This window comes from Planococcus sp. ANT_H30, assembly GCF_008369335.1.
Taxonomy (GTDB): Bacteria; Bacillota; Bacilli; order Bacillales_A; family Planococcaceae; genus Planococcus; species Planococcus kocurii.
The window spans coordinates 73,062-94,956 of the sequence record NZ_VOBJ01000002.1 but is presented as its reverse complement, the minus strand read 5'-3'; the positions used below and the strand labels follow the sequence as shown (position 1 = coordinate 94,956).

At 42.1% G+C, this 21,895-nt stretch carries 18 protein-coding genes; 17 read left to right on the top strand and 1 reads right to left on the bottom strand.

Features of this window, described 5'->3' with window-relative positions:
- The first annotated feature begins 22 nt into the window (after positions 1 to 22).
- The 13 genes from FQ085_RS06305 to FQ085_RS06245 all read left to right on the top strand — a co-directional run bounded on the left by FQ085_RS06305 (position 23) and on the right by FQ085_RS06245 (position 17,118).
- Entirely contained in the window at positions 23 to 2,071 is a 2,049-nt protein-coding gene (locus FQ085_RS06305) for a sigma-54 interaction domain-containing protein (protein WP_058386913.1), read from the top strand.
- 130 nt (positions 2,072 to 2,201) lie between these two features.
- Positions 2,202 to 3,134, top strand: coding sequence for a phosphate butyryltransferase (gene yqiS, locus FQ085_RS06300; protein ID WP_149456207.1), 933 nt, complete (start codon positions 2,202 to 2,204; stop codon positions 3,132 to 3,134).
- Positions 3,135 to 3,136: 2 nt separating this feature from the next.
- Positions 3,137 to 4,231, top strand: coding sequence for a Leu/Phe/Val dehydrogenase (locus FQ085_RS06295; protein WP_058385492.1), 1,095 nt, complete (start codon positions 3,137 to 3,139; stop codon positions 4,229 to 4,231).
- 167 nt (positions 4,232 to 4,398) lie between these two features.
- Positions 4,399 to 5,481 (top strand): butyrate kinase, encoded by a 1,083-nt coding sequence (gene buk / locus FQ085_RS06290; RefSeq protein WP_149456206.1) that lies wholly within the window; start codon positions 4,399 to 4,401, stop codon positions 5,479 to 5,481.
- A 64-nt stretch (positions 5,482 to 5,545) separates the two neighbouring features.
- A complete protein-coding gene (lpdA, locus tag FQ085_RS06285; RefSeq protein WP_149456205.1) occupies positions 5,546 to 6,973 on the top strand; it encodes a dihydrolipoyl dehydrogenase in 1,428 nt (475 codons plus the stop codon).
- 14 nt (positions 6,974 to 6,987) lie between these two features.
- Positions 6,988 to 7,992: a thiamine pyrophosphate-dependent dehydrogenase E1 component subunit alpha gene (locus FQ085_RS06280; protein WP_058385489.1), complete on the top strand. Its 1,005-nt coding sequence runs from the start codon at positions 6,988 to 6,990 to the stop codon at positions 7,990 to 7,992.
- Entirely contained in the window at positions 7,992 to 8,975 is a 984-nt protein-coding gene (locus FQ085_RS06275) for an alpha-ketoacid dehydrogenase subunit beta (protein ID WP_058385488.1), read from the top strand. Before FQ085_RS06280 ends, FQ085_RS06275 begins: the two co-directional genes overlap by 1 nt.
- Positions 8,976 to 9,235: 260 nt before the next feature.
- Positions 9,236 to 10,558 (top strand): dihydrolipoamide acetyltransferase family protein, encoded by a 1,323-nt coding sequence (locus FQ085_RS06270; protein WP_058385487.1) that lies wholly within the window; start codon positions 9,236 to 9,238, stop codon positions 10,556 to 10,558.
- A gap of 97 nt (positions 10,559 to 10,655) precedes the next feature.
- A complete protein-coding gene (locus FQ085_RS06265) occupies positions 10,656 to 12,350 on the top strand; it encodes a methylmalonyl-CoA mutase family protein (protein ID WP_149456204.1) in 1,695 nt (564 codons plus the stop codon).
- Complete coding sequence (scpA, locus tag FQ085_RS06260; RefSeq protein WP_149456203.1) at positions 12,350 to 14,497, top strand: methylmalonyl-CoA mutase; 2,148 nt, start codon at positions 12,350 to 12,352, stop codon at positions 14,495 to 14,497. The genes FQ085_RS06265 and scpA overlap by 1 nt, the downstream gene beginning before the upstream one ends.
- Entirely contained in the window at positions 14,497 to 15,564 is a 1,068-nt protein-coding gene (gene meaB, locus FQ085_RS06255) for a methylmalonyl Co-A mutase-associated GTPase MeaB (protein ID WP_058385484.1), read from the top strand. Before scpA ends, meaB begins: the two co-directional genes overlap by 1 nt.
- Positions 15,565 to 15,630: 66 nt before the next feature.
- Positions 15,631 to 16,071, top strand: coding sequence for a BrxA/BrxB family bacilliredoxin (locus FQ085_RS06250; protein WP_058385483.1), 441 nt, complete (start codon positions 15,631 to 15,633; stop codon positions 16,069 to 16,071).
- Positions 16,072 to 16,125: 54 nt separating this feature from the next.
- Complete coding sequence (locus FQ085_RS06245; protein WP_149456202.1) at positions 16,126 to 17,118, top strand: aromatic acid exporter family protein; 993 nt, start codon at positions 16,126 to 16,128, stop codon at positions 17,116 to 17,118.
- A gap of 75 nt (positions 17,119 to 17,193) precedes the next feature.
- Here the strand turns inward: FQ085_RS06245 and prli42 are convergent, their stop codons facing one another.
- On the bottom strand, positions 17,194 to 17,289 hold the full coding sequence (gene prli42, locus FQ085_RS06240; RefSeq protein ID WP_149456201.1) for a stressosome-associated protein Prli42: 96 nt from the start codon (positions 17,287 to 17,289) through the stop codon (positions 17,194 to 17,196).
- A gap of 166 nt (positions 17,290 to 17,455) precedes the next feature.
- On the opposite strand from prli42, the gene mce reads away from it, so the two are divergent.
- The 4 genes from mce (at position 17,456) to FQ085_RS06220 (ending at position 21,888) form a co-directional block, all read left to right on the top strand.
- Positions 17,456 to 17,854 carry a methylmalonyl-CoA epimerase gene (mce, locus tag FQ085_RS06235; protein ID WP_058385481.1) on the top strand — a complete coding sequence of 133 codons (399 nt, stop codon included), beginning with the start codon at positions 17,456 to 17,458 and terminating at the stop codon, positions 17,852 to 17,854.
- A gap of 14 nt (positions 17,855 to 17,868) precedes the next feature.
- Positions 17,869 to 19,410: an acyl-CoA carboxylase subunit beta gene (locus tag FQ085_RS06230; protein ID WP_149456200.1), complete on the top strand. Its 1,542-nt coding sequence runs from the start codon at positions 17,869 to 17,871 to the stop codon at positions 19,408 to 19,410.
- A 21-nt stretch (positions 19,411 to 19,431) separates the two neighbouring features.
- Positions 19,432 to 20,550 carry a M20/M25/M40 family metallo-hydrolase gene (locus tag FQ085_RS06225; protein WP_058385479.1) on the top strand — a complete coding sequence of 373 codons (1,119 nt, stop codon included), beginning with the start codon at positions 19,432 to 19,434 and terminating at the stop codon, positions 20,548 to 20,550.
- Positions 20,551 to 20,646: 96 nt separating this feature from the next.
- Positions 20,647 to 21,888, top strand: coding sequence for a DNA polymerase IV (locus FQ085_RS06220; RefSeq protein WP_149456199.1), 1,242 nt, complete (start codon positions 20,647 to 20,649; stop codon positions 21,886 to 21,888).
- The last annotated feature ends 7 nt before the right edge of the window (positions 21,889 to 21,895 follow it).

Below are 21,895 nucleotides of genomic sequence, written 5' to 3'. Positions count from 1 at the left end.
GTGGAAGGGAGTTTGAATGAAATTGCAAACAGTATTAATTGTCGGCGGTGGTGTTGGAGGGTCTGCTATTTTAAAGACTCTTCTCGAAACGGATTATTTAGACGTACATGGCGTCGTTGATTTACACATGGATGCGCCTGCTGTTTTAACTGCGCGGTCTCACGGTATTTCGGTTGCGGAGGATTACCGGAAATTCAATAAAGCGGATATTGATATTGTCTTTAATGTCACTGGAAGTGATTCTTTTTATCAAGAGCTAAAAACGTATTTTTTGAAAAAGACGGTTATTGTTCCTGGCAGTCTTGCAAATGTATTGGTTCGTTTGTTGGAAGAAAAAGAGCATTTTATTAATCGATTAAGTAAAGAAAGTCGTAGAGAAAAAATCATTTTCAATTCAATAGAAGAAGGTATGATTGGTATTGATAAAACAAGCCATATTACATTTATCAATAAAAGTGCAGCGCGAATGCTTGAAGTGACAGTTGATGAAACACTCGGAAAGCATATTCACGAATTTATTTCCTTGAGTGAATTGCCAAGAATCTACGAAACGGGTCGCACCGAATTGAACAAAGAACTGCCGTTAGAAAATGGTTCGAGAATTGTTACTTCCCGGTTCCCAATGATTGGTGATGATGGAGAGATCATCGGTGCCTTTGCGGTGTTTAAAGACATTACGGAAGTGGTTGCGTTAGCAGAAGAAATAACAGATCTGAAAGAAGTGCAGACCATGTTAGAAGCCATTATCCAGTCGAGTGATGACGCTATATCCGTAGTAGATGAAAAGGGCAATGGATTGCTTGTAAATCCAGCGTATACACGAATTACCGGCTTGCAGATGAAGGATGTTATCGGTCAGCCGGCATCGGCAGATATCTCTGAAGGAGAAAGCATGCACTTAAAAGCACTGCAAACACGCAAGCCTGTACGCGGAGTTAATTTAAAAGTAGGTCCGTCAAACCGCGAAGTTATTGTTAACGTCGCACCCATTATCGTCGACAATAAGTTAAAAGGCAGTGTTGGCGTCATTCACGATACGACCGAAATTCGCTCCCTAATGAAAGAGCTAGATCGTGCTCGAAGTATTATTCGTACACTGGAATCGAAGTATACCTTTGATGACATCATCGGGTTGTCGTCAGAAATGCAATTATCTCTTCAACAAGCAAAATTAGCCGCACAAACTTTAGTGACCGTATTATTGCGCGGTGAGTCGGGGACGGGTAAAGAATTATTCGCACACGCCATCCACAGTGCTAGTGAGCGGAAATACAACAAATTCGTCCGCGTCAATTGCGCTGCGCTTTCAGAGGAACTGTTAGAAAGTGAACTTTTCGGTTATGAAGAAGGAGCCATTCCAGGTATTAAAACAGGAGAAAAGCGCGGCTTGTTTGAAGAAGCCAATAATGGCAGCATCTTTTTAGATGAAATTGGTGAATTGTCATCGATGCTTCAAAGTAAATTGCTACGTGTACTACAAGAACATGAAACCTTGCGTATAGGTGGGAGTAAACCGATTCCTGTTAACGTGCGTGTGATTGCGTCGACAAATGCAAACATGGAAAAAGCATTGCTTGAAGGGAAGTTTCGTGAGGATCTGTATTATCGGTTAAACAGGATGCCAATTTTAATTCCGCCTTTGCGTAATCGAAAGCAAGACATTCCGAGAATTACTGGGCGTCTATTGTTGAAGTTAAATCAGGAGTACGGGCGCAGTGTTGAATCGATTTCTGACAAAGCCTTACAGTATTTGCGTGTCTATGATTGGCCAGGTAATGTCAGGGAACTGGAAAACGTACTGAGCCGTTCGATGATCTTCATGCAGATGAACGACCGTGTATTAACTGAAGAACACATCCCACTTAGTATGCTACGAGTTGCAGAAGCGAAAAACGAAGTACTCATTCAATCCTCCATGCCTTTGCAAGAACAATTGGATACTGTTGAACGAGGAATTTTACATCATGCTTTGAAACAGGCTAAAGGCAATAAATCCAAAACGGCAAAACAATTAGAAATCTCTCTCCGAACCTTGTATTACAAATTAGAGAAATACGGGTTAATGCAATAGTTTTGCAAATTATTGCAGGGTTTTGCAATTAATTGCAATGTTTTACGTGCTAAAAAGCAAATAAAACGCTTTCATCTCTTATATATGACCATTTGTTCTGTTTTAATTAAGAAGAATGAGGTGAGCGGTAATGGCCACATTAAATCAGTTATTCGAGATGGTTTCGGATGAGTCTAATCATACGGTGGCTGTTGCAGCTGCTGCTGATGTGTCCGTTCTCAAAGCCGTGAGTATGGCTATCGAACGCAATATGGCTCATTTCCGACTATACGACGATGAATTGACTGTAACAGCAATGCTAAGGGAGCATTTTCCCGAGCTGCTCGATCACCCTAAAGTTCAGTTGTGTCACGTTGATAGTTTGGAAATGGCTACACAAGAAGCTGTAAAGTCCGTATTCAGGAATGATTCCGATATCTTGATGAAGGGTCAGATTGCGACAGCGGTACTGTTAAAGGCCGTACTAAATCCAATCTATGGTCTGCGGACGGGCTCGATCATGTCTCATGTAGCTGTTTTTGAAGTCGCTGGGTTTGATCGGTTGATTTTTTTGACAGATGCAGGCATGAATATTAGTCCTGATTTACCTCAAAAAGTACAAATTATTCAAAATGCTGTTCAAATCGCGCGCTCAGTAGGTGTAGAATTACCAATCGTTGCACCACTTGCGGGGGTAGAAGTAATTAATCCGAACATGCAAGTGACACTAGACGCTGCAGCGCTTACTGCGATGAATCGGCGTGGCCAAATCAAAAATTGTATCGTAGACGGGCCATTTGCTCTCGACAATGCGATATCAGTAGATGCGGCCAAACATAAGCGAATAGCAGGAAACAATGCCGGCAACGCCGACATTTTACTTGTTCCAACTATTGAATCCGGAAATATCCTGTATAAATCGCTGGTCTTTTTTGCAAATGCCAAAGTCGGCAGTATTGTAGCTGGTGCTAAAGCGCCAATTGTTTTATCGTCGCGTGCTGATAGTGCAGACAGCAAACTGTATTCATTGGCTTTGGCCATTTGCTCATCATTAACGCTAAGAACATCTACTAGGGGGAATTAACAATGGAAATTTTCAACAGAATGGAACAACACGATTACGAACAGTTAGTATTTTGCCAAGATAAAAGCTCGGGCCTAAAAGCTATTATTTGTATTCATGACACGACTCTAGGACCGGCACTTGGCGGTACGCGCATGTGGAATTATGCAACAGAAGAAGAAGCGATTGAAGATGCCATTCGTCTTGCTCGCGGAATGACTTACAAAAATGCTGCAGCAGGTCTTAACTTGGGTGGCGGAAAAACAGTTATTATCGGAGATCCATTGAAAGACAAAAACGAAGAAATGTTCCGTGCATTCGGACGTTTTATTCAAGGATTAAACGGGCGTTATATAACTGCTGAAGACGTTGGAACAACTGTTGCGGATATGGATTTAATCCACGAAGAAACAGATTTCGTAACAGGAATCTCGCCAGCATTTGGCTCTTCAGGTAATCCATCACCTGTTACAGCATACGGCGCTTATATTGGAATGAAAGCCGCGGCTTTAGAAGCATTTGGCGACGATTCTTTAGAAGGCAAAACAGTTGCAGTTCAAGGTGTTGGGAACGTCGCGTACCCACTTTGCGAATATCTTCACAAAGAAGGTGCGAAATTAATCGTTACAGATATTAACCAAGATGCTGTAAATCGTGCAGTAGAAGCATTCGGCGCAACAGCAGTTGCACCAAATGACATCTACTCACAAGAAGCGGATATTTTTGCACCGTGTGCAATGGGCGCAATCATCAACGATGATACGATTCCTCAATTAAAAGTAAAAGTAGTTGCTGGCTCTGCTAACAACCAATTAAAAGAAGAGCGTCACGGCGATGAGCTTGAAGCACGTGGTATCGTATATGCACCTGACTTTGTTATTAACTCAGGCGGTGTTATCAACGTTGCAGATGAATTATATGGTTACAACAATGAACGCGCGATGAAACGCGTTGAAACAATTTATGACAGCATCACGAAAATTTATGCAATTTCTAAACGTGATAACGTACCAAGTTACATCGCTGCGGACCGCATGGCTGAAGAGCGAATCGAACGCGTTCGCAATTCAAGAACTCAGTTTCTTAGAAATGAACATAATATTTTAAGCAGAAGATAACAAAGTAGAATAATCGAAAGAATTTTTTCTTCTATTCCGTTTCAGCCGCATGCTGCATGGCTCCCGTAAGAAGTCAGGCAAACTACGCCTGGCTTCTTGCTTCGTTAAGTCGGTTGTCGGAGATGGAAGAAAAAATCTATTAGTATAAGAAGAAATGAGGGAGCGACGTGCAAAGGCAGTCGAATCGGATCCTGGCCATTAATCCTGCCTCTACATCGACAAAAATTGGTGTTTTCGATAATGATATTTTGATTATGGAAAAAATGATACGCCACACCATAGAAGACCTAAGTAAATTTTCCAGTATTAACGACCAATATCTATTCAGAAAAAACACGATTTTGGAAGCGTTGGACGAAGAGGGTATGAATGTTTCTAATTTAGCCGCAGTTTGTGGCAGGGGCGGGTTATTACGTCCCATTGAAGGTGGAACTTATGAAGTTAACAGTGGAATGCTAGAAGATTTACGCGTAGGGTACTCAGGACAGCATGCTTCTAATCTAGGCGGCATTATTGCATTTGAAATTGCGGATGCACTGAATATACCCGCATTTATAGTAGATCCGGTCGTTGTTGACGAATTAGAGCCACTTGCACGTGTATCTGGATTTTCGTCAATTAAAAGAAAATCTATCTTTCATGCTCTCAATCAAAAAGCGGTTGCCCGTCGATGTGCTGAAAAAAGAGGACGTCGATACGAAGAGGTCAATTTAATTGTTGCGCATATGGGAAATGGCATAACAGTTGGCGCTCATCACAATGGTCGCGTTATTGATGTCAATAACGGTTTGCATGGCGATGGTCCGTTTAGTCCTGAACGTGCTGGAACAGTCCCAACAGGCGATTTGGTCGAATTATGCTTTTCTGGACATTACAGCCACCAAGAAATTATCAAGAAATTGGTGAGACAAAGTGGGTTATTCGCCTACTTGGGAACAAGTGATGTGGTCAAAGTAGAGCAGCGTATTGTTTCGGGAGATAAAAAAGCCGAATTGATCTATCACGCGATGGCGTATCAAATTGCGCGAGAAATTGGCGCAATCAGTGCGGTCTTAAAAGGCCAAGTAGATGCCATCATTTTAACGGGTGGCTTAGCATACGGCGAGAGCTTGGTAGAACTAATATCGGAACGGGTAAGTTGGATCGCCGATGTCGAAATTCAACCCGGTGAAAACGAACTTCAAGCATTAGCTGAAGGTGCAGCACGGGTATTAAATGGAGAAGAACGCGTAAAAGTCTATCCGTTTTAAGTAGCAGACAACAATGTAGCAAGAAATTTGAATAACGATAGAACAGATAAAGGAGGATACAGCTATGGCTCAAAATTATGATGTTGTTATTTTAGGCGGTGGAACCGGCGGTTATGTAGCAGCAATACGCTCTGCACAACTTGGATTGAAAACAGCAATCGTTGAAAAGAGTGAACTGGGTGGGACTTGCTTACATAGAGGTTGTATTCCGAGCAAAGCATTGCTTAGAAGTGCAGAAGTTTATTCGACGACTAAAAATCATGCAGCTGATTTTGGTGTTCAGACAGGTGAAGTTACACTAGACTTTGGACGTGTTCAGCAACGCAAACAAGGCATCGTCGACCAATTGCATGCAGGCGTGCAAGGATTGATGAAAAAAGGGAAAATTGATGTCTACGAAGGTATCGGTCGAATTCTTGGACCTTCTATTTTCTCACCAAATGCTGGAACCATTTCTGTTGAAATGAACAATGGTGAAGAAAATGAAATGTTAATTCCGAATAATGTCATTATCGCTACAGGTTCACGTCCGCGTACTTTGCCAGGATTAGCTGTTGATGGCAAGTTCGTTATGACTTCAGATGAAGCCTTGAAGATGGAAACTTTACCACAATCGATTCTAATTGTTGGTGGGGGTGTTATTGGTATCGAGTGGGCTTCAATGCTTAACGATTTTGGTGTGGACGTAACTGTTATTGAATATGCAGACCGTATCGTTCCAACAGAGGATAAAGATATCTCTAAAGAGATGTTGAAACTTTTGAAGAAAAAAGGCGTTAAGTTTGCGACAAGCGCAAAAGTAATGGCAGATACATTAGAAACAGGTGAAAATGGCGTTACCATTCAAGCAGAAATCAGTGGCAAAAACGAAAGTTTTTCTGCTGAAAAAATGCTAGTATCAGTCGGTCGTCAAGCAAATGTTGAAAATATTGGCATTGAAAACACGGACATTATTGTTGAAAAAGGGTTTATTCAAGTGAAGAAATCTTTCCAAACGAAAGAATCTCATATTTACGCAATTGGTGATGTCATTGGTGGTCTTCAATTAGCGCACGTTGCATCACACGAGGGCATCACGGCAATCGAGCACATTAAAGGCAATAATCCACATGCAATTAACTATGACTTGGTGTCACGTTGCATTTATTCCAATCCAGAAGCAGCAAGTGTTGGTATTACAGAAGAGCAGGCAAAAGAAAAAGGTCATGAGGTTAAAGTTGGTAAATTTTCGTTCAAAGCAATTGGTAAAGCATTGGTTTATGGGGAATCTGATGGTTTCGTTAAAATTATTGCAGACAAAGAAACGAACGATATACTTGGCGTGCACATGATTGGGCCGCATGTTACCGATATGATTTCGGAAGCGGGTCTTGCAATGGTGTTAGATGCAACTCCGTGGGAAATTGCTGAAACAATTCATCCACACCCGACACTATCAGAAGTAATGGGCGAAGCGGCTTTAGCAGTTGACGGAAAAGCAATTCACAGTTAAAGGAGGAAAACATAATGGCTTCTAGACATGAAGAAATTGGTTTAACAAATGAAGATTTACTCAAAATGTATGAAACAATGTTGATGGCTCGACGTGTAGATGAACGGATGTGGCTATTAAACCGCGCAGGAAAAATTCCTTTCGTGATTTCATGCCAAGGTCAAGAAGCAGCACAAGTAGGCGCTGCTTTTGCTCTTGATAATTCAAAAGATTATATCGCTCCTTACTACCGCGATATTGGTGTCGTCCTTCATTTTGGAATGACACCAAAAGATTTGATGCTGTCTGCTTTCGCTAAAGCAGAAGATCCAAACTCTGGTGGGCGCCAAATGCCTGGTCATTTTGGGCAAAAGAGTAACCGTATTTTGACAGGCTCTTCGCCTGTTACGACACAATTGCCTCACGCAGTGGGCGTTGCTTTAGCAGGAAAAATGAAGAAAAAAGATTTCATCACGTTTACGACGCTGGGTGAAGGATCTTCCAACCAAGGGGATTTCCACGAAGGCATGAACTTTGCCGGCGTTCACAAGTTACCAGTTATCATTATGGTCGAAAACAATAAATATGCAATTTCGGTGCCTGTTGAACGCCAGTTAGCTTGTAAAAACGTATCGGATCGAGCAATCGGCTATGGTATGCCAGGTGTAACAATCGATGGCAACGATCCGATTGAAGTATACAAACATGTTAAAGAAGCTGCTGATCGCGCACGCCGTGGCGAAGGACCAAGCTTGATAGAAACAGTTTGCGAACGAATGACAGCGCACTCGTCAGATGATGATCACCGCCAGTATCGCTCTGCGGATGAATTGGCTGCACAAAAATCAACAGATCCAATCTTAACATTTGGTGCTTATTTGAAAGAAAACGGTGTGATGAACGATGAATTAGAAAAAGAAATTAATGATCGCATTATGGTGATTGTCAATGAAGCAACGGATTATGCAGAAGAAGCACCATATGCAGAACCAGAACATGCGATGAAATATGTCTATGCCGAAGAAGGAGGAGACGAATAATGGCTATTATGTCTTATATAGATGCCATCACGCTTGCCATGAAAGAAGAAATGGAACGTGACGAAAACGTCTTTGTTCTCGGAGAAGACGTCGGTAAAAAAGGTGGCGTTTTTAAAGCGACTCAAGGTCTGTACGATCAATTCGGAGAAGACCGTGTCTTAGATACGCCTCTTGCAGAATCAGCGATTGCCGGTGTCGGCATTGGTGCAGCGATGTACGGATTACGCCCAATTGCAGAAATGCAATTTGCGGATTTCATCATGCCCGCTATTAACCAAATTATTTCTGAAGCTTCACGCATTCGTTACCGTTCAAATAACGACTGGACTTGTCCAATCGTTTTCCGCGCACCTTTTGGCGGTGGTGTTCATGGCGCACTTTATCATTCGCAGTCAGTAGAAGCAATATTCGCTAATCAGCCTGGGTTAAAAATCGTTATCCCGTCAACTCCATACGATGCAAAAGGCTTGTTAAAAGCAGCAATTCGCGATGAAGATCCGGTTATGTTTTTTGAGCACAAACGTGCATACCGTCTAATTAAAGGTGAAGTACCAGAAGAAGATTACACAATTGAAATTGGTAAAGCAGATGTGAAACGCGAAGGTGAAGATATTACAGTCATCACTTATGGTTTAGCAGTCCACTTTGCACTTCAAGCGGCAGAACGCCTAGCCGAAGATGGTATTTCTGCGCACATCCTTGATTTGCGTACAATTTATCCATTGGACAAAGAAGGCATTATCGAAGCTGCGAAAAAGACAGGTAAAGTTCTTCTAGTTACAGAAGACAATAAAGAAGGAAGTATCATCGGAGAAGTAGCAGCTATCATCGCTGAAAACTGCCTATTCGACCTAGACGCTCCGATTAAACGTCTAGCTGGACCCGATATCCCAGCAATGGCATATGCACCAACTATGGAGAAATTCTTCATGATCAACCCAGACAAAGTAGAAAAAGCAATGAGAGAACTAGCTGAATTTTAAAAAGAAAAGCGTAAGCGCCCGTGTAGATTCGACGGGCGTAAGACACACTGGCAGCGGTGTCTTTTGCCGCACAGCCAGAGTGGCTTATGACCCTAGAATCTGGGCGCTGAAGCTAGACAAAAGAAAAGTTGAACCGGCCGCACAGCTCCGACAGGCATAAGGCGCACTGGCAGCGGTGTCTTTTGCCGCACAGTCAGAGTGGCTTATTACTTAAAGAGTAAGAAACATAAAACCGAACGACAAGTAAAGGAGGAATTCCCTTGGCTATTGAAAACATCAAAATGCCCCAGCTGGGTGAAAGTGTCACAGAAGGCACCATTGAAAAATGGCTTGTCCAGCCAGGTGATCATGTAAATAAATATGATCCACTCGCTGAAGTTAATACAGATAAAGTGACAGCGGAAGTTCCATCATCGTTCACAGGAGTTGTTAAGGAATTAATTGCTTCAGAAGGTGAAACTCTAGCAGTCGGTGAAATTGTCTGCACGATTGAAACTGAAGGCGGCAACTCTGCACCTGTAAAAGAAGAAAAAAATGCACCTGATGAACAATCAGCAGCACCGTCAGCAGGCAAAAAAGAAGAAACAAAAACGGCAGCTCAACCTGCGAAACCAGCTGGTTCAAAAGGCCGTTATTCACCAGCTGTCTTGCGCTTGGCTCAAGACAACGATATCGACTTAACCCAAGTGGACGGTTCAGGAAACGAAGGCCGTATTACGCGTAAAGATTTAATGAAGTTGATTGACAGCGGAACTATTCCAAAAGCTGGAGATGTGCCTGCAGCACAGACACCAACGCAACAAGAACAACCGGCTGCGCAGCAAGCAATAGCAACTCCAGAAGCACCAAAAGCCGCACCTGCTCCAATCGAAAGTGCTCCGGGAGATATTGAAATTCCAGTCACGGGTGTTCGTAGAGCGATTGCAGCAAATATGCTGAAGAGTAAACACGAAGCACCGCACGCATGGATGATGATTGAAGTGGATGTTACGAACCTTGTTCAATACCGTGATTCGATCAAAGGCGAATTTAAGAAAAAAGAAGGCTTTAATATTACGTATTTTGCTTTCTTCGTAAAAGCTGTATCACAAGCTTTGAAAGAATTCCCAATGATGAACTCGATGTGGGCGGGAGATAAAATTATCCAGAAAAAAGATATCAATATTTCAATTGCAGTTGCTTCTGACAGTGCTTTGTTTGTTCCGGTCATCAGAAATTCTGATGAAAAATCGGTTAAAGGCATTGGCAAAGAAGTAAACGAATTGGCATTAAAAGCACGTTCAGGCAAAATAAAATCAGCTGATATGCAAGGTGGAACATTCACTGTAAACAATACAGGATCATTTGGTTCTGTTCAGTCAATGGGCATCATCAACCATCCGCAAGCAGCAATTATGCAAGTTGAGTCAATTGTAAAACGTCCGGTTATTATGGATAACGGAATGATTGCAGCGCGTGACATGGTGAACCTTTGTCTTTCACTCGATCACCGTGTACTTGATGGTCTTGTTTGCGGTCAATTCTTGGCTCGCGTCAAAGAAATATTAGAGAATATGTCAAAAGAAAATACATCTGTTTACTAAGAAAAGCTGGAGTCTTCGGACTTCAAGCTTTTTTTGCTTTAATGTCGGCGTCGAGTCGGTTAAAATGAAGACAGATAGCCTTTGAGGAGGGAATAGTTTGACAATCGAATCGATGAAGAACATACAATTTCCAAAGCGTACATATAGTGAATGGCAGCAGGCAGCTGAAAAAGCGATTAAAGGCAAACCTTTTGATGAAACGTTGAAAACTTCAACAATCGAAGATATTACACTTGAACCGCTATACACCAAAAACATGCTCGATCAATTAGGGAGTTATGTACCGGCACAAGTGGCGGCTATCCAACATGGCAAATATCAGCCGAGTTGGTTGGTGGCACAAGAAGTGACGGCCGAGTCGGCAGAACAATATTTAACTTTGATGAAAGACGATATACTTCGCGGAAATGAAACCGTTGTCTATACAGGATTCGGCAAATTTGATTGGACAGATGAGCAATTGAGTGAGTTGGCAGGATTGATCACCGAAAAACCGTTGTACTTTAAATTGACAAGTGACGATCAAGGCATTTTGCGTGTTTTTGATTTTGTGGCACCTGAACAGCTAGCACACGTACAAGGTGTTGTTTTTTCTGAAGAAGCTGTGGAAGCCCCAGAAAACGTTCGAACTCAATTGGTAGATACCATTCCAATTCATCATGCTGGAGGAACAGCCGTACACGAACTAGGCGTTGCACTGAGTATTCTGTCAGAACGAATGGCAGAGAGTGATTTTTCGGAAACTGCTAAAAATACGTGGATTCGCTTTGCTGTAGATACACAATTCTTCCAAGAAATCGCAAAGTTGCGTGCATTCCGTGTATTATGGCAAGCTTTCAGTTCTGCTTTTGGAGAAGAAGCGCCGATGATTCCATTATTTACAGAAACGTCTGTCCGTTCTTACTCAAAGCTAGATCCTTATGTGAATTTATTGCGTGCAGGAAATTCCACATTTGCGGCTGTTCTTGGTGGCACAGATGCGCATACTGTCCATCCGCATGATTTTTTGACCAAATCGGATTTATCGAGCAGACGTATCGCGCGCAACGTCCAATTGGTCATAAAAGAAGAGGCCCATGTGTCTCATGTGGTGGATCCTTCAGCCGGCTCGTATTTTGTTGAAACTTTAACGAAAGAGTACGTAGAAGCTGGATGGAATTATTTCCTGGAAATCGAACAAGCAGGTGGCTATTCCGAAGTTATTAAATCAGGCTGGTTAACAGACGATATTCAAGCAAAATGGGTTGATCGAGAAAACAATATCGCAACGCGTCAACAGTCGCTGATTGGCACGAATATTTATGCCAATCCACAAGAACCCGTGAGAGACTCGAAAATAGGTGACAGTCACTTGGAATACATGACAGCTAAACGTTTGGCAACACCATTTGAAAATCTTCGTGCACAAAGTAAAGTAGTGAACTTAAAATCTGCAATCATTCTTCTCGAGCCAGTAAAGAACATAAAAGCACAAGTTGACTTTGTTTCAGGCTTTTTAGCAGTAGGGGGAATAGAGCCTCTAGTAAGTTCACATTTAGCGACGGCTAAAGAAATTAATCAATTTTTAGCAAATGAAGCGATTGATTATGGTGTGTTGTGTGGATCAAAAGAGGCAGTTGAGGCAGTTGTAGCTGGATTGGATACAAAGGCGAGTATTGATCTCGCAGGTAGGTATCCAAAAGAACAGCTATCAGAGTGGGCACAATTTGGTATTAATGAAACGCTCTATTCTGGTAAGCATATGACTACAAAACTCGAAAAAATTCTCGCTTTAGGAAAGGAGGCGTTCTAATGGCTAAACCCGATTTTTCAAAAGTAACGCTTGATCAATTAGCTACCGCGACTCAAACGGTCGAACAACAAAGCGTCTTTACAACAAATGAAGGAATTGCTATTAAGCCAGTTTATACGGCAAAAGATATCGATTTTCTAAAAGAAAGCATGCCAGGATTTGCTCCAAATGTTCGCGGTCCGTATCCAACGATGTACGTTTCGCGTCCTTGGACTGTGCGCCAGTACGCTGGATTTTCAACTGCAGAGGAAAGTAATGCCTTTTATCGTCGCAATTTAGCGATGGGGCAAAAAGGCTTATCCGTTGCTTTTGATTTGGCGACACACCGTGGCTATGACTCAGACCACGAGCGCGTTGTTGGAGACGTTGGTAAAGCAGGCGTTGCCATTGACAGCGTTGAAGACATGAAAATTTTGTTTGATGGCATTCCATTGGATCAGATGTCAGTATCTATGACGATGAACGGTGCAGTTGTGCCGATTATGGCGTTTTTTATTGTCGCAGCTGAAGAACAAGGTGTATCTCCTGACCAACTAGCGGGGACAATTCAAAATGATATTTTAAAGGAATATATGGTACGTAATACGTATATATATCCGCCAGCCATGTCGATGCAAATTATCGCAGATATTTTTAAATATACTTCAGATCATATGCCGAAATTTAATTCAATTTCGATTTCTGGTTATCATATCCAAGAAGCAGGCGCAACGGCAGATCTTGAACTAGCTTATACACTAGCAGACGGGCTTGAATACGTTCGGACGGGACTTGCGGCAGGCATAGATATCGATCATTTCGCACCGCGGTTGTCGTTTTTCTGGGGCATTGGCATGAATTATTTCATGGAAATTGCAAAAATGCGTGCAGGACGAGAAATCTGGGCAAAAATGATGAAAACTTTCAATCCGAAAAATGACAAGGCATTGGCTTTGCGGACACATTCGCAAACATCAGGATGGAGTTTGACTGAGCAAGATCCGTTTAATAACGTCACACGCACATTGATCGAAGCCAATGCAGCGGCAATGGGTCATACGCAATCGCTTCATACGAATGCACTCGATGAAGCCATTGCCCTACCGACAGATTTTTCTGCAAGAATTGCCCGCAATACACAATTATTCCTTCAAGAAGAAACGATGATGACCAATGTTATCGATCCATGGGGCGGTTCATACTACGTTGAGACCTTAACGAATGAATTAATGGAAAAAGCATGGGAATTGATTGAAGAAGTTGAAGAACTAGGTGGAATGGCGAAAGCTATCGAAACGGGTTTACCTAAAATGCGTATTGAGGAAGCCGCAGCGAAAAAGCAGGCGCAAATCGATTCCAATGAAGAAGTCATTATTGGTGTCAACAAGTACCGTCTCGATCAAGAAGATCCGATCGATATTTTGAATATCGATAATACAATGGTTCGTAAAACGCAGATTGAACGATTAGATCGGATGAAAGCTGAACGCGACAGTGAAAAAGTTGCAACAGCTCTAGAAACATTGACAAAAGCAGCACAAAGCGGGAAAGACAATATTTTAGCTTGTGCCATTGAAGCGGCACGTCACCGCGCATCTCTCGGTGAAATCTCCGACGCCATTGAAAAAGCATCTGGAAGGCATAAGGCGGTGATTCGTTCAGTGAGTGGGGTTTATAGTTCAAATTTCTCAAATCAACAAGAAATGGAAATCGTCAAAAAAATGACAGAAGACTTTATTGAGAATGAAGGGCGTCGCCCACGTATTTTAATTGCCAAAATGGGTCAAGACGGCCATGATCGCGGAGCGAAAGTTATTGCCACGGCATTTGCTGATTTGGGCTTTGACGTTGACATTGGCCCATTATTCCAAACACCAGCTGAAACAGCGCAACAAGCAGTGGAAAATGATGTTCATGTTATTGGTGTGAGTTCACTAGCAGCTGGACATATGACATTGGTTCCAGATTTAAAAGCAGAGCTTACGAAAATTGGACGAGAAGATATATTGATTGTTGTTGGGGGAGTTATTCCCGCGCAAGATTATGAGTTTTTGCGCAACAATGGAGCTAGTGCTATTTTTGGTCCTGGAACCGTCATCCCAGTAGCGGCACAAAAAGTTATCGAAGAAATTTACGTGCGTTTGGGTTATGAGGAAGTGGCAGACTGATGAGCCATGAAAAAAATTCCAGACGTGTCATGGAAGGTGTTCATGAAGCGCATGACGGCATGAAACCTTTGCCACGGAAAAAGTTCAAGAAACCGGATACTGGAAATTTGGATATTGAAACCATTGCACAAGGCGTACAGAGCGGATCGCGGCTGTATCTTGGAAAAGCAATTACCTTACTTGAAAGCTCAAATCCAGAACATAAACAAAACGGTCAGGAATTGCTCAACCAATTGCTGCCGTTTACAGGCGACAGTCTGCGTATTGGCATTACCGGCGTACCCGGAGCTGGGAAAAGCACTTTTATTGAAACCTTTGGTGAAATGCTGACAAGTCTTGGCCACCGTGTTGCGGTACTGGCGATTGATCCAAGCTCATCGCTTACTGGTGGCAGTATTCTCGGAGACAAAACCCGTATGGAGGAGTTAGCGCGAAATCCGAATGCCTTTATCCGGCCGTCACCTACAGCCGGCACACTTGGTGGTGTTCATAAAAAGACGCGCGAAACGATGCTGCTCTGTGAAGCGGCAGGATACGATATAATTTTAGTGGAAACAGTCGGAGTTGGTCAAAGTGAAACTTTAGTTCGTGGTATGGTCGACATGTTTTTGTTATTAGTGTTGACAGGTGCTGGGGATGAATTACAGGGGATGAAAAAAGGGATATTGGAATTGGCGGATGCGATTGTCGTCCATAAAGCGGACGGAGATAATGTCCGACTGGCAAAACGAACAGTGGCAGAGTACAAGCAAATGCTGCATTTTCTGCAGCCGGCAACTGAAAGTTGGACAACTAGACCGATTGCTGCTTCTTCTGTAGAAAGTACGGGTATTCCAGGCGTTTGGGAAATGATTCAGGAATTTGAAATGGCAGTAAAAAACAGCGGATTTTGGAAGCGGCGTCGTCAAGAACAAACAAAAGATTGGTTCCGTTCGATGATTACAGACGAGTTACATAGTCGCTTTTTTAACGATGTGAATCGCCGTCAATTGGTGACTGTCTTAGAAAAGCAAGTATTGAGCGATGAATTGACTGTAGCGCAGGCAATCGTCCGGCTTTTTGAGTAAGCTTTTTTTGCAAGTCAACAGAACAACTGCTATGATAAAAGAAGCAATAATAAGGAGTGGTATTTGATGAGCATGGATTTTAACTTCCTAATGAACGATATAGCAACACAAGCTCGCCAAGAATTGATTGATGGTGGATATACACAGCTCGAAACAGCTGAAGCTGTAAATGAAGCATTTTCACAAAAAGGAACTAGCCTTGTCATGATTAACTCGGTATGTGGATGTGCAGGCGGCATTGCTCGTCCAGCAGCTTTGCATTCGATTCACTACGATAAGCGTCCAGATAGTTTGTTTACCGTTTTTGCTGGGCAAGATAAAGAAGCAACTGCTCAAGCACGCGCAATTTTCGGTGACGATCACTTACCGTCTTCGCCATCATTCGTTTTTATGAAAGACGGAAAAATGGTTGACGAGATCGGTCGTCATGAAATTGAAGGACATGATCCTATGTCTGTTATTACGCATATCCAAGCGATATTTGAACAGCATTGCGAAGAAGTTTAAAAAAGGTGCCTCTTTATGGAGGCATCTTTTTCATGTCTAAATTTGGAGGGGACAATGAAGCTGAATTTTAAGCCTTATTCAATTGGTTATCGTACGTTGAAAACCGCGCTAGGTGTAGCCGTTGCTATTTCGTTAGCTCAATTGCTCCAGCTTGATTATTATGTATCTGCTGGAATTTTAACGATTCTTTGTATACAACCGACGAAGAGAAAGTCGATTCGTGCAGCGTTTTCTCGGTTTATCGCCAGTTTGATCGGTATCCTTTATGCGTTCATCTTTTTCGAAGGGATTTCTTACCATCCTGTTATGATTGGTGTTCTCATTGTCCTCTTTATTCCTTTGTTGGTAACCTTACGTTTTCAAGATGGTTTTGTATCAAGTGCCGTAATTTTGCTGCATATATACGATGCCAAAAATCTAGATATGGATTTACTGACAAATGAATTGATTCTGATGCTTGTGGGTTTTGGTACAGCGTTGGTCGTCAATATGTACATGCCGAGCATTGAAAAAAAGCTGAAAAGCTATCGTTACGAAATTGAAAATCTATACGCCTCTATTTTTCGTGAAATTGTTATTTATTTGAGGGAAAGAGAATCTGTATGGAGCGGCAAAGAATTGATGGATGCCCGAAAGTTGCTGGAAAAAGCAAAAGCGTTGGCGTATCAAGACGTTGAAAATCACATTAGACGCCATGAAAACAAATATTATCATTACTTTGAAATGCGTGAACAGCAACTTGAAATTATTGAGCGTATTTTACCGAAAATTACAGCGTTGCCAGTAATCGTGGATCAAACAGATTTGGTCGCTGACTTTCTGCAAGATTTGTCAGAGCACGTTCACTCAGGCAATACAGCGCATCGCTATATATCTAAGTTAAATAAAGTCAAAGAAAACTTTGCTGCACTGCCACTACCCGACAGTCACGAAAAATTCCTCGCCATGGCGGAACTTTACCAAGTGATTCATGAAATGGAAACGTATTTGGAAATCAAGCAATCCTATAAAGGCTTTCAAACAAGAAAAACAGAAGTAGCCGGCTAACTCTATACGTTTCCCAAAAATGAAAATCAAAAAGACAGCAAGAGCGATTTAGCTCTTGCTGTCTTTTAAAATCCATTAAAGGATAAAGCTCAAACCAAACATAAAGCTTGATAGTAGCATGATGCCAATCATCGCATAAACGATAAACTTGCGAAAAGCTGCGTTTCTCATTAGTGGTAAGCTCCTTTATCAATCAAATCCTTGAGGAAATCATATCATATATTGAGTAGAAGTTGAAGAGACACGCTACGGTTTTCCAAATATTCGCTAACAACTAGAGTTTTTAACAGCGAATCTGTACAATAAGAGAGAAGATAAAAAAGGAAGTGAAACTAGGATGAAAAAAGTAGATCATATCGGAATCGCAGTGCGGGATTTGAATGCTGTCCTTCCTTATTACACGGATACACTCGGATTGTCACTGATGAAAATCGAAGAAGTAGAGTCTCAGAAAGTACGCGTCGCATTTATCGATGCGGGAAATGTCAAACTAGAATTACTGGAACCGATGGATGAACAAAGTGCCATTTTCAAATTTTTAGAGAAAAAGGGTGAAGGCATTCACCATATTGCATTTGGTGTCGTCAATATTGAACAGCGAATGGAAGAACTGCGTGACAAAGGTGTCCAACTACTAAACGAACAGCCAAAGCCGGGTGCAGGTGGAGCAATGGTAGCCTTTTTGCATCCGAAATCATCAAATGGGGTATTGTACGAACTTTGCGAAAAAGAGTGATTGGGAGTGGGGAAATGGATATTTACGAAAGAATCAATGAATTGTACGACCGTAAACGCGAGATCGAACTTGGTGGTGGCGAAGAGCGCATCAAAAAGCAGCACGATAAAGGCAAGCTGACAGCGCGTGAACGAATTGATTTATTAGTCGACGAGGGAACATTTGTTGAACTGAGCCCGTTTGTTGAACATCGCACAACCGATTTCGGTATGGCAGAAGGTCCTGGTGAAGGGGTAGTCACAGGGTACGGTAAAGTAAATGGCAGAGCGATTTACTTGTTTTCGCAGGACTTTACTGTTTTTGGTGGAGCTTTAGGGGAAATGCATGCGAAAAAAATTGCCAATGTCATGGATTTAGCTGCGCGAAACGGCGCACCTTTTATCGGGTTAAACGATTCCGGTGGTGCACGTATTCAAGAAGGTGTCTTGTCCCTAGATGGCTATGGCCAGATTTTTTATCGCAACTCGATTTATTCTGGAGTTATTCCGCAAATCTCTGTTATTATGGGACCTTCTGCAGGCGGCGCAGTTTATTCGCCAGCGATTACGGACTTTGTGTTTATGGTCGATAAAACGAGCCAAATGTTTATTACTGGACCGAAAGTCATTGAAACCGTTACTGGTGAGAAAATTTCCTCTGAAGACCTTGGAGGATCGAAAGTACATACAGCAATTAGCGGCAATGCGCACTTCCGTGGGGACTCAGAACAAAAAGTGCTGGAAATGGTACGTCAATTGATTAGCTATTTGCCGCAGAATAATACGGAAATGCCTCCGCGTCTGGATGGTGGAGAAGAAGATGATTACCGTCCAGATTTAGCTGACGTCGTCCCTTTTGAAGCGATTCGGCCATATGACGTGCGTAAGGTAGTTGAACAAGTTGTCGATAAAGACAGTTTCATGGAAGTGCAACCAGAATTTGCGCGTAACATTGTTATTGGCCTGGCACGCATCAAAGGAGAAACGGTTGGGTTAATCTGTAACCAACCGAAAGTCATGGCAGGTGGGCTTGATATCGATTCTTCTGATAAAGCAGCCCGTTTTATTCGCTTCTGTGATTCGTTTAATATTCCGCTGATTACATTTGAAGATGTTACAGGATTCTTCCCAGGTATTAAGCAAGAACACGGCGGTATTATCCGTCACGGAGCGAAAATTTTATATGCTTATTCAGAAGCAACTGTGCCTAAAATGACTGTGATCCTAAGAAAAGCGTACGGCGGTGCTTACGTTGCACTTAACTCTAAATCTATCGGTGCGGATTTGGTTTATTCATGGCCAAATGCAGAAATTGCGGTTATGGGTCCAAATGGCGCAGCGAATATCATTTTTGCACGCGAAATCGCGGCAAGCGACAACCCAGAAGAAACGCGTGCAGCAAAAATTGAGGAATACCGTGTTAAATTCGCGAATCCTTATGTTGCGGCTGCCCGTGGCATGGTCGATGATGTTATTGACCCACGCGAAACGCGCATCAAATTGATTCAAGCATTAGAAATGATGCACAATAAAAAAGATACGCGTCCTGCAAAAAAACACGGCAATATGCCGCTGTAAGATATAGAAGGAGTGTTTTAGATGAATAGCGAAAGATTAATGGATGAATTTTTGGAATTGCTTCAAATTGATTCTGAAACAAAACACGAAGGCGTCATTTCTCTAATTTTAAAAACTAAGCTTGAAGCGATGGGTTTTCATGTTGTAATAGACAATACAGCTGAAGTTACAGGTCATGGTGCAGGTAATATTATTGCTACACTGCGGGGAACATTAAGTCATGTTGCGCCTATATATTTCACAGTTCACATGGACACCGTTACACCGGGAGTAGGGGTTAAACCTGAAATTCGTGACGGCTATGTTTATTCAGACGGCACGACGATTTTAGGTGCAGATGACAAAGCAGGTATTGCTGCTTTGTTTGAAATGATCCGGGTGCTTCAGGAACAGCAAATTGAGCATGGCGATATTCAATTGGTTATTACAGCTGGAGAAGAAAGTGGCTTGGTCGGTGCGAAAGAAATGGATCCTTCGCTATTAATTGCAAAATACGGCTATGCCGTAGACAGCGACGGTAAAGTTGGGGGCATTGTTACAGCTGCACCAAACCAAGCGAAATTGTGGACGACCATTTATGGGAAAACAGCACATGCTGGAATTGCACCAGAAAAAGGAATTTCAGCTATTAGTATTGCTGCAAAAGCCATTGCTAAAATGACCTTAGGCCGTATAGATGAAGAAACAACAGCAAATATCGGACATTTTGAAGGTGGCGGTGCTACTAACATTGTTTGTGATGAAGTCCATATTTTGTCAGAAGCACGTTCAATTAGCGAAGACAAACTAGCTGCACAGACTATCCACATGGAAACTGTTTTTGAACAAGTAGCAGAAAATCTAGGTGGACGTGCAAAAACAGAAGTTAAACTAATGTATCCAGGATTCTACTTTGATGACATGGATCCAGTTGTTGAAATTGCTCAAAAAGCAGCAGCTAAAATCGGTCGTCCGTCGCCAATCCTAACAAGTGGAGGCGGTAGTGATGCTAATATTTTCAACGGTTTTGGTGTCCCTACTGTTAACTTATGTGTAGGCTATGAAGAGATCCATACAAAAAATGAACGGATGCCAATCGAAGAACTTGAAAAATTGACGGAATTACTCGTTGAAATTGTTAAAGAATCAACTACTAACTAACTAATAGAAGCTTCACAGAAAAGAGAGAACAGGATGTATGTTCTCTCTTTTTTTGATACACTGAAAAGAAAAGAAAAGGAAAGTGGAGAGCGCTTTATGGCTAGCCGAGTTATTTTTCATATTGATATGAATAGTTTTTATGCTTCCGTTGAACAATCACATAATCCGGAACTAAAAGGCAAAGCGATTGCTATAGCTGGAAATCCCAAGGAACGTAAAGGCATTATCGTTACGTGTTCCTACGAAGCGAGAGCCTATGGCATTTATACGACAATGCAAGTACATGAAGCCAAACGTAAGTTTCCTGGACTTTTAGTATTGCCACCGAATTTTGAACGTTACCGAGCAGCCTCTAAAGCAATGTTCGAGATTTTGCGTTCCTATACGGAGATGGTCGAACCCGTATCGATTGACGAGGGCTATGTGGACGTCACGGAATTGACACAACAACAGCATGCACTTGAAATTGCTAAAAACATTCAACAACGCTTGCTTGCCGAATTAGACTTGCCTTGCTCTATTGGCATTGCTCCTAATAAATTTTTAGCCAAAACGGCTTCCGATATGAAAAAACCGATGGGCATTACGATATTGCGAAAACGCGATATTCAAACTTTACTATGGCCAAATCCCGTCATTGATATGCATGGTATTGGTGACAGTACAGCAACGAGGCTAAAAAGTTTGAAAATCGAAACAATCGGTGAGTTGGCTCTAGCAAATGAAGGGTTGATTAAAGAAAAGATGGGTAAAAATGGAGTTCGCCTGCAGGCACGTGCCAATGGTATCGATGACCGTCAAGTTGATCCCGATTCGATTTATGATACAAAAAGTGTGGGTACGTCAACTACCCTACCGGTAGATGAAACAGATGAACAAAATTTAAAAGCCTTATTTCGTCAGCTCAGTCAAAAAGTGGCTAACCGTCTAGAAGCTAAAGAATTAGCGGGTCCCACCGTCAGCATTCAAACCCGTAGCTCTGATTGGAAAAACAGAACGCGCAGCGTTACGCTAAACAACACGGTTTGGAAAGCCGATGATATTCACCGCAATGCATGGCAATTGTTTACGAAGCATTGGAACGGTGAGCCTTTGCGGCTGATTGGCGTGACGGTATCGAATGTGGCTGCTAAAGTCGATATGACAGAACAATTGTCGATTTTCAATTTCCAAGAACATGTTAAAGAAGAACCTATCCTCGATTTGATGGCTAAACTGGAAAGTCGTTTTGGGAAAAGTGTCTTAACACGAGGAACAAAAATAAAAAAAGTAAACTATGATTCCCAAACAAGCTTTAGTAAAGATTTTCTTGACGATCATGATCATGACAGAAAGTAGGAGACAT

What these genes read in the sequence shown, in the direction of transcription:
- yqiS (WP_149456207.1), top strand. Translation starts at nt 2,202, where the DNA reads ATGGCCACATTAAATCAGTTATTCGAGATGGTTTCGGATGAGTCTAAT.
- FQ085_RS06295 (WP_058385492.1), top strand. Translation starts at nt 3,137, where the DNA reads ATGGAAATTTTCAACAGAATGGAACAACACGATTACGAACAGTTAGTA.
- lpdA (WP_149456205.1), top strand. Translation starts at nt 5,546, where the DNA reads ATGGCTCAAAATTATGATGTTGTTATTTTAGGCGGTGGAACCGGCGGT.
- FQ085_RS06280 (WP_058385489.1), top strand. Translation starts at nt 6,988, where the DNA reads ATGGCTTCTAGACATGAAGAAATTGGTTTAACAAATGAAGATTTACTC.
- FQ085_RS06275 (WP_058385488.1), top strand. Translation starts at nt 7,992, where the DNA reads ATGGCTATTATGTCTTATATAGATGCCATCACGCTTGCCATGAAAGAA.
- scpA (WP_149456203.1), top strand. Translation starts at nt 12,350, where the DNA reads ATGGCTAAACCCGATTTTTCAAAAGTAACGCTTGATCAATTAGCTACC.
- meaB (WP_058385484.1), top strand. Translation starts at nt 14,497, where the DNA reads ATGAGCCATGAAAAAAATTCCAGACGTGTCATGGAAGGTGTTCATGAA.
- FQ085_RS06250 (WP_058385483.1), top strand. Translation starts at nt 15,631, where the DNA reads ATGAGCATGGATTTTAACTTCCTAATGAACGATATAGCAACACAAGCT.
- FQ085_RS06245 (WP_149456202.1), top strand. Translation starts at nt 16,126, where the DNA reads ATGAAGCTGAATTTTAAGCCTTATTCAATTGGTTATCGTACGTTGAAA.
- prli42 (WP_149456201.1), bottom strand. Translation starts at nt 17,289, where the DNA reads ATGAGAAACGCAGCTTTTCGCAAGTTTATCGTTTATGCGATGATTGGC.
- mce (WP_058385481.1), top strand. Translation starts at nt 17,456, where the DNA reads ATGAAAAAAGTAGATCATATCGGAATCGCAGTGCGGGATTTGAATGCT.
- FQ085_RS06230 (WP_149456200.1), top strand. Translation starts at nt 17,869, where the DNA reads ATGGATATTTACGAAAGAATCAATGAATTGTACGACCGTAAACGCGAG.
- FQ085_RS06225 (WP_058385479.1), top strand. Translation starts at nt 19,432, where the DNA reads ATGAATAGCGAAAGATTAATGGATGAATTTTTGGAATTGCTTCAAATT.
- FQ085_RS06220 (WP_149456199.1), top strand. Translation starts at nt 20,647, where the DNA reads ATGGCTAGCCGAGTTATTTTTCATATTGATATGAATAGTTTTTATGCT.